At 58.5% G+C, this 11,561-nt stretch carries 11 protein-coding genes; 2 read left to right on the top strand and 9 right to left on the bottom strand.

Annotated elements, in window-relative coordinates:
* Positions 1-42: 42 nt before the first annotated feature.
* From ASD36_RS14575 to ASD36_RS14540, 8 genes are all read right to left on the bottom strand, one after another.
* Complete coding sequence (locus ASD36_RS14575; RefSeq protein WP_060511010.1) at positions 43-1,113, bottom strand: linear amide C-N hydrolase; 1,071 nt, start codon at positions 1,111-1,113, stop codon at positions 43-45.
* Between the two features lie 25 nt (positions 1,114-1,138).
* Positions 1,139-1,945 (bottom strand): hypothetical protein, encoded by an 807-nt coding sequence (locus tag ASD36_RS14570; RefSeq protein ID WP_244489843.1) that lies wholly within the window; start codon positions 1,943-1,945, stop codon positions 1,139-1,141.
* 148 nt (positions 1,946-2,093) lie between these two features.
* On the bottom strand, positions 2,094-2,987 hold the full coding sequence (locus tag ASD36_RS14565) for a cytochrome c1 (protein WP_060505650.1): 894 nt from the start codon (positions 2,985-2,987) through the stop codon (positions 2,094-2,096).
* 29 nt (positions 2,988-3,016) lie between these two features.
* A complete protein-coding gene (locus ASD36_RS14560) occupies positions 3,017-4,291 on the bottom strand; it encodes a cytochrome b N-terminal domain-containing protein (RefSeq protein WP_060505562.1) in 1,275 nt (424 codons plus the stop codon).
* Positions 4,292-4,305: 14 nt separating this feature from the next.
* Positions 4,306-4,884, bottom strand: coding sequence for a ubiquinol-cytochrome c reductase iron-sulfur subunit (gene petA, locus ASD36_RS14555; protein WP_037095693.1), 579 nt, complete (start codon positions 4,882-4,884; stop codon positions 4,306-4,308).
* A 371-nt stretch (positions 4,885-5,255) separates the two neighbouring features.
* Positions 5,256-7,124 (bottom strand): ABC transporter ATP-binding protein, encoded by a 1,869-nt coding sequence (locus ASD36_RS14550; RefSeq protein ID WP_060505563.1) that lies wholly within the window; start codon positions 7,122-7,124, stop codon positions 5,256-5,258.
* A gap of 78 nt (positions 7,125-7,202) precedes the next feature.
* The gene (locus ASD36_RS14545) at positions 7,203-7,619 is read right to left on the bottom strand and encodes a hypothetical protein (protein ID WP_156393859.1); all 417 of its coding nucleotides are present in this window, start codon (positions 7,617-7,619) and stop codon (positions 7,203-7,205) included.
* 44 nt (positions 7,620-7,663) lie between these two features.
* The gene (locus ASD36_RS14540) at positions 7,664-9,529 is read right to left on the bottom strand and encodes an ABC transporter ATP-binding protein (RefSeq protein ID WP_060505565.1); all 1,866 of its coding nucleotides are present in this window, start codon (positions 9,527-9,529) and stop codon (positions 7,664-7,666) included.
* Positions 9,530-9,921: 392 nt separating this feature from the next.
* Here ASD36_RS14540 and ASD36_RS14535 point away from each other — a divergent pair, with 392 nt between their 5' ends.
* A complete protein-coding gene (locus ASD36_RS14535; RefSeq protein ID WP_060505566.1) occupies positions 9,922-10,386 on the top strand; it encodes a tRNA (cytidine(34)-2'-O)-methyltransferase in 465 nt (154 codons plus the stop codon).
* A gap of 16 nt (positions 10,387-10,402) precedes the next feature.
* Here the strand turns inward: ASD36_RS14535 and ASD36_RS14530 are convergent, their stop codons facing one another.
* Positions 10,403-10,972 (bottom strand): NAD(P)H-dependent oxidoreductase, encoded by a 570-nt coding sequence (locus tag ASD36_RS14530; RefSeq protein ID WP_060505651.1) that lies wholly within the window; start codon positions 10,970-10,972, stop codon positions 10,403-10,405.
* A 74-nt stretch (positions 10,973-11,046) separates the two neighbouring features.
* Here ASD36_RS14530 and soxR point away from each other — a divergent pair, with 74 nt between their 5' ends.
* Positions 11,047-11,559 carry a redox-sensitive transcriptional activator SoxR gene (gene soxR, locus ASD36_RS14525; RefSeq protein ID WP_060505567.1) on the top strand — a complete coding sequence of 171 codons (513 nt, stop codon included), beginning with the start codon at positions 11,047-11,049 and terminating at the stop codon, positions 11,557-11,559.
* Positions 11,560-11,561: the final 2 nt, after the last annotated feature.

The raw sequence follows: 11,561 nt of genomic DNA, 5'->3' as shown, positions 1-11,561 counted from the left end.
TTGCGTTTGTGACCTTAAGCTGATGCAGCGAGTTTATCGTGGTCAGAGGCCGAGAAACTGGAACAGTTTGGCGTCCTTGAACGAAGGGGTCGCGTCGCCCGAATAGGTGTGATCCTGGTTTTCGCCAAGGTCGAGTTTCTTGACCTTGCCAGTCTCGGCAGAAAAATCGATGGTTTTGAGATCGACCCAGAAGGTATTGGGCGTCAGCGCAGATTCGAAGAAGTAGAGTTTGCGCTTGTGATCGACGACAGTACGCCAACGGGTCGAGGAGATATTCGGCTCCTCTGGAGTATTCAGACCATAGGGGACCGAGACGTTGCGGATGACGCTGAAGACGCTGGCGAGCGCCCGGTTTGCGTCCTCCTCCTTGGGAATGGCATCGACATAGAAGGAAGCACGCGCAAACCGGTCCGCCGCGCGGTTGGTTCCGGGCAGCATCACGGTGCCGCCGATCTTTTTCCAGTAGGCATTCAGCGCAAGTTGCTCGTCAAACGTCGGAGAGTTTGTCATCACCTGATACTTACGGTCATGGTGGATGACCTGTTTGCCCTTGATGTACTCGATGATGGCGCTGTCGCCTGTCGCGTCCGACAGCGACAGATGCAGCGTCGTCAGCCGGTTTTCCCCGGGCACATTGTCGGTTACAATCATAAAAGGCTCGCGCTCAAGTGCCTCGACGGCCTCGGCCACGGTGGCGAAATTATCAAGCGCGTACTGTGCCCAGGCGGCAATCGTCAAGCCGGGTTTGCTCTGGCCGTCGAACTTGGGATATTCCGATTCGACCAGCCAAAGAACATTGGCCATCAGCCCCGCATCGTTGACGCCATCGGTTGTCGAAATATCATAGCCGGTCGCAACCACGCTGCCGTATTTCGCCTTCCATTTGATCGAGTTTTCACCGGCCTGCCCGCTTCGTTCGATACCGCGCGGCAAAATCCAGAGATTGGTGGCAACGTCGCTCTTCCAGTCCATGGAACGCGCCGTAATGATATTGCCTTCCGGCCCCAGGTAGACAAGCCGCGTGCAGGCTTCGGCGACGGGCGCCATTGCAAGCGTACCAGCTAGAACGGCAGACAGGATAGTGGTAATCAACGTTGAACGTCCATCGATCATGATCATCTCCGATCGTTATAAAAAACTAGAACTGCATGGAAAGACCGACCACGGGTCCATGCTGGGTAACATTCCAGCGGAAATGATTACCGGTGAAATCGTTGGTTTCGTAATCCTGATAAAGCACGCGATAGCCGGCGCGCAGGATGGTCGGCTGACCGAGCATCATTGTCCGGTAGCCGAGATAGCTCTGGGCATTGACGGTAAATTTCGATCCGACATCGAAACCACCGATATCTGCTTCGGTAAACAGGTTCCAGCGGTCGCTCAGATCGATATTGACCCTCAACCCGACGAACGGATCCCACCAGTCCGACTGCTTTTCCACTTTTCGTCCAAGCGCCTCGACCGTTCCCTTGAGCTGGCTCCAGCGCACACCGATCAGCGGTTCGACCGATAGACGCCGCGGCTGGCCGAACGCCGTATCACCGCCAAGCGCCGCCTCGTAAGCGCGGTAATAGATGCCACCTTCGACGGTGTTCATGGTTATGCCGAGATCCAGCTGTTGCGACTGGAGCTCCTCGCCCTGGCTCGTCTTCACGTGCTGGAGATCGATGAATGCACCCCACGTGCCGTTGGTCACCTCCACATTGCCCATGAAGGCTAAATCGAGGTGATTGAATGTGTCGGAGAATGGAACATCGACATCGGTGTCGAAACCGGCGAGCGAAGCATTGCCCGTGAGCGATGCGGCCCAGACATAGGGGCTGACGATCACCCGCCACTCCTTTTCATCCAGGAAACGCTGCTGGTCGAAATCAGCGGCCGCAAGCGGTGATGCAAGGAATCCTGCCGTGGCGGCGAGCCAGGAAGCGAAACGGAACAGTCGCACCAAAACCTCCTGCATCGGATATGGCCGCCACACTATCGCCGCTGCCCGTCTTTGCAACCTGCAATGCAAACCCGCAACCAAAAAGAAAAGGCCCGGTTCATCGAGTGAACCGGGCCTTTCGATGCAGTGCCGGATGACCGGCCGCCGATCAATGTTCCTTGTTGGCGTAGACCGACTTCTTCGTCAGGTAGATCAAGCCGGTGAAGATCAGCAGGAACACCATGACCATGAAACCGGTACGCTTGCGCGCTTCCAGGTGGGGCTCGGCAGCCCACATCAGGAATGCGGAAATGTCGCGCGAATACTGCTCGACCGTCTGCGGCGAACCATCGTCATAGGTGACTTGATCGTCGGAGATCGGCTTCGCCATGGCGAGCGCTGCGGCGTTGGCGAAGTATGGGTTATAGTGCGTGCCTTCGGAAATCTCGACCCCCTTCGGCGCGTCCTGGTAGCCGGTCAGCAGCGCATGGATGTAATCCGGGCCACCTTCCTGATACTGGGTGAACATGTCGAAGATGAACGTCGGAAAGCCGCGCTCGATGCCGCGTGCCTTGGCGATCAACGAGAAGTCCGGCGGAGCCGCACCGTTGTTGGCCGCGGCAGCTGCCTCGGCGTTCGGGAACGGCGACGGGAAATGGTCCGAAGGCACGGCCTTGCGGGTATACATCTCGCCATCGGCGTTCGGGCCGTCCTGGACTTCGTAGTTGGCGGCAAAGGTCTTCACCTGGGCCGGCGAATAGCCGAGGCCTTCCAGCGTACGGAAGGACACAAGGTTCATCGAGTGGCAGGCGGAACAGACTTCGGTGTAGACCTTCAGGCCGCGCTGCAGCTGGCCCTTGTCATAGTGGCCGAACGGTCCGGCAAAAGACCACTTTTCCTGCTCCGGCTTGTGGATCGGGTAATGTGGCGTAGCGCCAGCGTGCTCTTCCTCGGCGGCAGCACCAGCAGGCTTGGCTTCACCCGTTTCAGCGGCGAACACCATGCCTGCACCAAGTCCGGCGACGACTGCGAGCGAAAGAATGCCTGTAACAAGCTTTTTCATTGTTTTGGGTTCCTTGATCTTCGCAGACATCACGCAGCAACAGGCTTTTTCTTCGCAGCCTGTTTTTCCAGAACCGCCTCGGTAATGGAATTCGGGATGCGCTTCGGTGTCTCGATCAGGCCGAGAACCGGCATAATGACGAGGAAGAAGCCGAAGTAGTAGAGAGTGCCGAGCTGCGACATCACGACATAGAGACCTTCAGCAGGGCGCGAACCCAACCAGCCGAGCAGGATGGCATTGATCACGAAGAGCCAGAAGAACAGCTTGTACCAGGGACGGTAGACGGCGGAGCGAACCTTCGACGTATCGAGCCAGGGCAGGAAGAACAAGATGATGATCGCACCGAACATCACCAGAACGCCACCAAGCTTGGAGTCGATCGGGCCGACATTGAAGGTGATGGCGCGCAGCATCGCGTAGAACGGCAGGTAGTACCATTCAGGGACGATGTGAGCCGGGGTCTTCAACGCGTTAGCCGGAATGTAGTTGTCTGGGTGGCCGAGGAAGTTCGGCATGTAGAAGACGAACCAGGCGTAGAACAGCAGGAACACGGATACACCGAGTGCGTCCTTGAGGGTCGCATAAGGCGTGAAGGCAACCGTGTCCGTCTTGGTCTTGACTTCGACACCGGTCGGGTTCGTCTGGCCAACGACATGCAGCGCCCAGATATGCAGGACAACGACACCGGCGATCATGAACGGCAAGAGGTAATGCAGCGCAAAGAAGCGGTTGAGCGTCGGATTATCGACGGCAAAGCCACCGAGCAGGAACTGCTGGATCCATTCGCCGACAAGCGGGAAGGCCGAGAAGAAGCCGGTGATAACCGTGGCGCCCCAGAAGGACATCTGACCCCAGGGCAGAACGTAGCCCATGAAGCCGGCAGCCATCATCAGAAGGTAGATGACAACGCCGAGGATCCAGAGGATTTCGCGCGGAGCCTTGTACGAGCCGTAATAGAGACCACGGCCGATATGCAGATATACGGCGATGAAGAAGAACGACGCACCGTTGGCATGCATGTAGCGCAAGAGCCAACCCTGATTGACGTCACGCATGATCTTTTCGACGGAGTTGAAGGCAACCGTCGTTTCTGCGGCATAATGCATGGCGAGAACAACGCCGGTCAGGATCTGGATGATCAGCATGACCGAAAGCATGGCGCCGAATGTGTAGGCGTAGTTCAGATTGCGCGGAACCGGATAGGAAACGAAGCTGTCATGCACGAGCCGCGGCAGCGGCAGGCGCGAATCCACCCATTTCTCGATACCGGACGTCGGCGTATAGGTTGAATGATCACCACTCATAATCAGTATTCCCCTCAACCGATCTTGATGACTGTGTCGGTAGCGAACGCAAAGGTCGGTACGGCGAGGTTCTGCGGTGCCGGGCCCTTACGGATACGGCCGGCCGTATCGTAGTGAGAGCCATGGCAGGGACAGAACCAGCCGCCAAAATCGCCAGCCTGGCCGAGCGGAACGCAACCGAGATGCGTGCAGGAGCCGATCATGACGATCCAGTTTTCTTTTTCCTTGCCGGCGGAGCGATCAAGGTCTGTCGCAGTCGCATCGGCCGGGAGGTTGGCATTGCGCGCAACCGGGTCTTTCAGGTCGGCCAGCGCAACAGCATTGGCTTCCTCGACTTCCTTGTCGGTACGGTTGCGGATGAACACCGGCTTGCCGCGCCATTTCACCGTCAGCGACATCCCCGGCTGAAGGCTGGCAACATCGACTTCGATCGAAGCGAGTGCCAAGGTCGAGGCGTCAGGGCGCATCTGGTCGATGAACGGCCATGCAACGGCTGCCGCACCGACCGCACCGGCCATGCCGGTGGTCAAGTACAGGAAATCGCGGCGAGTGGGCTCGCCCGAGGTTTCGCTTGATATCTCGTGTTCGCTCACGGCTAAACCATCCTCTCACGCAATGTATGCGGAAACCGCACTGTCCCCGGCGTCGATCCGCGCCCCGTGCTGACACTTGAGCGAAAGAACAGCGCCAAATCAATAAGCCTCTATGCACGATTCGAAGAAAACTTTCGCCTTCCGCGCTCATGCACCAAAACCGGGCAAACCTTGCCCATCCCAAAAAACGGCAGATTCCCCCGGCATTCCGGCGCGTTCTATGCTTGATCGTTGGGGATGTCTAGCCTTGAGCGCAAGAGGTGAGCCACATTGTCGCGGGAAAACCGAAGCCAATGTTCGCAAACCGCTTTTCGCCGCCCGGCATGATCAAAACACGGCATCACAAGGCCGTCTGGCGACACCTGGGTGCGTTATTCGGCCGCAGCCTCGCGGGCGAGAAATCCGCCGGATTGCCGCAGCCAGAGATCGGCATAGAGACCGCCTGCCGCGATGAGCTGCTCATGGGTACCGTCTTCGACGATCCGGCCCTGATCCATGACTATCAGGCGGTCGAGTGCGGCGATGGTGGAGAGCCGGTGGGCGATCGCCAGCACGGTCTTGCCATGCATCAAACGGTCAAGATTGGACTGGATGGCAGCCTCGACCTCCGAATCGAGTGCCGAGGTCGCTTCATCAAGCACCAGGATCGGCGCATCCTTCAGCATCACCCGCGCAATCGCCACGCGCTGCCGCTGTCCGCCCGACAGCTTGACGCCGCGCTCGCCGACATGGGCGTCAAATCCCCAGCGGCCGCGCTGGTCTTGCAATCTCTCAATGAAATCCAGAGCTTCGGCCTTTTCGGCCGCCTCGCGCAGGCCGTGTTCGTCGGCATCCGGACGGCCGAAGAGGATATTGTCTCGGATCGATCGATGCAGCAGCGATGTATCCTGGCTGACGACACCGATCTGCATGCGAAGCGTTTCCTGCCGCACCATCGAGATGTCCTGCCCATCGATCAGAATACGGCCGGCTTCCAGGTCGTAAAAGCGTAGAAGCAGATTGACGAGTGTCGTCTTGCCAGCCCCTGAGCGGCCGACAATACCGATTTTTTCACCCGGCTTGACGGTCAGCGACAGGTTATCGATGACGCCCTGCCCTTTGCCGTAATGGAACCGGATATTGTCAAAACGGATCGCCGGGCTGTTGACGACGAGGCTTGGCGCATCCGGCTGATCGACAAGCTGCACCGGCTGGGAAATCATTTCGGCGGCGTTCTGGATCGTGCCGATATTGCGCATGATGCCGTTGAACTGCACCATCATCCGGCTCAACAGAAAATTCAGCCGTAGGATCAGCGCCATTGTGAACGCGACGGCACCCGAGCTGATCGCGCCGGACAGCCACAGGTCGATGCTCATCGCCGCCATGGTAACGATCATGATCCCCGACAGAAGCGCCATCGAGGCACGCACGCCGGTAATGAACCGGGTGAAGCGGATGATCGTATCTTGGAAGATATCGAAGCCCTGCCGCATGTAGCGGTCGTTTTCCTCGTCGCGGGCAAACAGTTTGAGCGTCTGCATGTTGCTGTAGGCGTCGACCATACGGCCGCTGAGCATCGAGGACGCTTCGGCCGTCTCCTTGGAGTGCTGACGGATACGCGGCACGAAATAGCGGGCAAGGAAGCCAAAGCCGACCAGCCAGAAGAACACGACAACCGCGAGCGACAGGTCAAGTTGACCAACCAGCACCAGTGTCGAGACCGAATAGATGCCGACGAACCAGACGCTTTCCATCAATGACGTGACGACATCGCCGACCGCCTGCCCGCCCGACCAGACCTTGGTGACGATGCGGCCGGAAAAATCGTTCTGGAAGAAAGACAACGATTGCCGCGACACATGCAAATAGGACTGCCAGCGCACCAGATTGTAGAAACCCGGCGTGATCACCTGCTGATCGACCAGGGACATCAGCAGCGATACGACGAAGCGGACGACACCGATCAGGACGAGCATGCCGAACAGCTCGGTGCCGTGTGCCGCAAGCAGCCCGCTCCAGCCGTCGCCAGGTTTGACGGTTGCAAGAATATCGACGACGCGGCCGACGAACCAGAACAGTGTCGCCTCGATCGCCGCCGTCATGCCGCCGAGAACCAGCATGGCAATGAACGGTGCCTTGGCCTGCCTGATATAGAACCAGATATACGGGATCAGCCGTTCAGGCGGCTGCAGGCTGTCGCGCGCTGCGAAAGGCTGTATCCAGTTTTCGAAAGTGGCAAACAGGGCGCGCAAGAACATATGTCCGATATAGGCGGTTTCGCGCGTACGGCAATCGCTAATCGGCCGCAGGCGCCGGTGATTTCGATTACAAATCCGTCATGTTCCCAAGGTGGGATTGAGGTCTGATTTTCCGTCGTCATCGTGGTCTGCACAAGGATAAAGGCAAAATTCGACTTCATAGCCAAGCGCTGAAACCAGCGCCATGGTCGAGGGTTTGAGGCCAAGGCACAAGGGCGGCACCGTCATACTGTCAAAATACACAGCGATGCGAATAGCGTGGCCATGTCCGAGAGCCCGCAGTGCCGAAATCTGGGCCGCATAGGCATCGACATGCAGCGCCACATACGTACGCGCACACGGCTCGCCGGTGGCCAGTTGCGGCGGTTCGGCGAGGAACCCGCCGTTCTTTCCGTAGCGGCATCCCCAGTCCGGATTGGCAGCGGCGAAGGCATCGAAAGCCTCCGTTCGCTCACCCTGGATCAGGATGTCAAATTCAAAACCGATATCGCTCACGCCGATCGTTCCGGGAGATACCATGTGGAAAGTTCGAAGGCGGCCTATTCGGCCGCCTCCTCCTTCTGGTTTGCCGCATCCCCATCCTCGGCGAGGAAGCCACCGGACTGCCGCGACCAGAGATCGGCATAAAGACCGCTATGGCTGACCAGCTCGGCATGGCTGCCGGTCTCGACGATCTTGCCGGCCTCAAGAATGACCAGCCGGTCCATCTCCGTCAGCGTCGACAGGCGGTGAGCGATCGCGATCACCGTCTTGCCCTTCATCAGGGCAAACAGGTTTTCCTGGATCGCGGCTTCCACTTCCGAATCGAGCGCCGAGGTCGCCTCATCGAGGATCAGGATCGGCGCGTCCTTCAGGAAGACACGAGCAATCGCGATCCGCTGGCGCTGGCCGCCCGAGAGCTTGACGCCGCGTTCGCCGACCTGCGCATCGAGCCCCCTGCGGCCCTGGTTATCCTCGAGCAACTCGATGAAGTCCCAGGCATTGGCCCGCTTGGCGGCGGCGATGATGGCTGCATCGTCGGCTTCCGGATGACCATAGGCAATGTTGTCACGGATGGACCGGTGCAGCAGCGACGTATCCTGCGTCACCACGCCGATCTGCGCGCGCAGGCTGTCCTGCGTTGCCTTGGAAATGTCCTGCCCGTCGATGCGGATCGTGCCGGATTCAAGATCGTAGAAGCGTAACAGCACGTTCATCAGCGTCGTCTTGCCGGCGCCTGAGCGTCCGACCAGACCGATCTTCTCACCCGGCTTGATAGCGAGCGAGAGGTTTTCGATCACGCCCTTGTTCTTGCCGTAGTGGAAACCGATGTTTTCGAACGCGATGGCCCCCTGCGGCGCCTTCAGCACTTTGGCATCGTCATTGTCGACGATGTCATGCGCCTTGGTCATCATGCTCATGCCATCATAGACGGTGCCGATGTTTTCAAACAGCGCCGAGACTTCCCACATGATCCACTGCGACATGCCGTTGATACGCATGGCGAGCGACACGGCAATGGCGATCGAGCCGACCGACATGCCGCTGGTCATCCAAAAATAGATGCCAAGCGCCGAGATCGCAAACAGCGCGATGCAGTTGTTCGTATAGACGAGAACGTGGAACAGCGTCACCTTGCGCATCTGCCGATGTACAGTCTGCAGGAACGCATCCATGCTTTCTTTGGCATACACCTCTTCGCGGCCGGCATGCGAGAACAGCTTGACGGTGGCGATATTGGTATAGCTGTCGACGACGCGGCCGGTCATCATCGAGCGCGCATCCGCCTGATCCTTGGAGATCTTGCGCAGGCGCGGCACGAAGTACGTGACGATGCAGACGTAGATGATGATCCAGATGACCAGAGGCGCAAGCAGCCGCCAGTCGGCCGCCGCAACGACAACAAGCATTGAGATGAAATAGGCAACGACATAAACGAAGACGTCGAGGATCTTCATCACCGTTTCGCGCACGGCAAGCGACGTCTGCATCACCTTGGTGGCGACACGGCCGGCAAACTCGTTGGCAAAGAAGGTCATGCCCTGCCGCAGCAGATAACGATGCATCTGCCAGCGCGCGATCATCGGATAATTGCCGAGCAGAATCTGGTGCATGATGACGGAATCGATGGCGACAACCGTCGGCAGGCCGATCAGGATGAGCGCGCCCATCCAGATCAGTTTGGTGCCTTCGCTTTGCAGGAACGTATCCTGCTTGGCCGATGACAACCAATCGACGACATTGCCGAGAAACTGGAACAGCGCCACTTCGCCGATCGCGATCAGCATGGTGCAAACCGACATGGTCAGCAACCAGGGGGCCGCCGGCTTGGTATAGTGCCAGCAGAATGCAAATAGCCCCTGAGGCGGAACCGTAGGCTCCTCGACGGGATAGGGATTGAGGCGGGATTCAAACCAGCCGAACATTATAAGCTCCTTCAGGAATCCAGTGAAGGAAGGCGGGAAGACCCGCATTCATCGATCAGAAATTAAAAACCGGAAAACAGCTCAATCTTGCACACGAGACGTGTTCGTCCGGAAAGCGGGCGGTCGTGCGCAATAGTGCAAAAAAGGAAAAGCGCGAAACCGGTCAGTCCAAGAGGACTGGAGGCACAGCCTGGAGGCTGTTGGTCATTCGAATATCCATGTAAGCCTCCTATGGTTCGCGTTGCAGATGCAGCAAGACATAGAGTGATTTGCGCCTGTACGCCAGATTGCCGCTGGCGTTTTTTTCGTCATTTTTGTCTCAATCAGGATTCTGTTGCCATTACGGCACAGATTGATTACGGCCATTGATGAACCCCATAAGACTTGTTGATATGTCGCCACATTCGCTCCGCATCGCCCTTTACCAGCCCGATATTCCCGGCAATACCGGGACGATCCTGCGCCTTGCCGCATGCCTGGGACTAGCCGTCGATATCATCGAGCCCGCGGGCTTTGATCTCTCGGACAAGAACCTCAAGCGCGCCGGCATGGACTATATCGCCGCGGTTACGCTGACACGCCACGTCAACTGGGAGCGGTTCGAAGCTGAGAGGCTCGCGCAGGGCCGTCGATTGGTGCTCGCCTCCACCAAGGCCGCCGAGCGCTACACCCGCTTTGCGTTCCAGCCGAACGATACCCTGCTTTTCGGCCGCGAAAGCGCAGGCGTACCGGATCACGTTCACGACAAGGCCGATGGACGCATTATCGTGCCGATGGTCGAGGGGCAGCGGTCGCTGAATGTCGCCATGTCGGTGGCAATGATCGCCGGTGAAGCGATCCGGCAGGTCAACGGTTAGACTTGCCGGCCTGACATCACGCCGCCACTCCGCTATAGGTGTTTTCGGCCCGGGCAGTCTTCAGCGCCCTCGCCCACCATTTCAGCCGCCGCAGCATCACCATCAGTCCGGCCTTGGCTTCCGCCGCCTTGAAGGGATTGCCGGCCGAATCAAACTGCGCCCAGACATTGGAAAAACTGACCGTGTCGCGGATGGTGACCGTATGCAATTCGGCAAAGACCTGGCGCAACTGCTCGACGGCCCGCAGCCCACCCGAGACGCCACCATAGGAAATGAAACCGACCGGCTTTGCGTGCCAGGGCTCATAGCAACTGTCGATCAACTCCTTGAGCGGAGCCGGATAGCCGTGATTGTATTCCGGCGTGACAATGATGAACGCATCGGCCTCGGCGATCTTTTCCTCGAGCGCTTCGGCGTTCAGCGCCGCATCCCCGGCCGTTCCCTTGAGCTCAAGAGGGTCGATGAGCGTGATGCGAAAACCGCTTTCGGCCCACAATTCCGTCAAGGTCCAGTTGACGACCGTGTCGCAGAAGCGGCCTTGCCGTGCACTGCCATAGACGACGGCGATGGTCATTTTCTCGTTCATGTCTGCGAAAGCTCCGTTGTAGATGCGATGGAGCACATGGTATAGAACCTCAACTAAAGTTGAGGTCAATAGACATGCCGGAAAAAAATCGTACCGATCTGCCGCGCCGCGAACTGACTGTGGGAGAGGTCGCCACACGCAGCGGCGTCGCCGTTTCGACGCTGCATTTCTATGAGGCCAAAGGTTTGATTCAGAGCATGCGCAGCCGGGGAAACCAGCGCCGCTATCCCCGCAGCGTCCTACGCCGCATCGCCGTCATCAAGATCGCCCAACGCACCGGTATTCCGTTGGCAGACATTCAAAAGGAGCTTTCCGCCCTGCCGAACGACCGGCAATTGCTGGCGAGCGACTGGGAGCACCTATCGCAACATTGGAAGACCGATCTGAACGAGCGCATCGCCAAGCTCACCGCGTTACGCGACCAGCTGACGTCCTGCATCGGTTGCGGCTGCCTGTCGATGCGCGACTGTCCGCTGCGCAACCCCTATGACGAACTGTCTGAAAAAGGTACCGGCGCCTATCTCATCGAGCATGCAGGCGAGGAGCAGGACGAAGCGGCGGCCTGCATCAAGGGATCACCAGACTGAGA

Source organism: Rhizobium sp. Root1334 (assembly GCF_001426665.1).
In the GTDB taxonomy this organism is placed as follows: Bacteria; Pseudomonadota; Alphaproteobacteria; order Rhizobiales; family Rhizobiaceae; genus Pararhizobium.
This window is presented reverse-complemented; position numbering and strand designations above follow the sequence as displayed.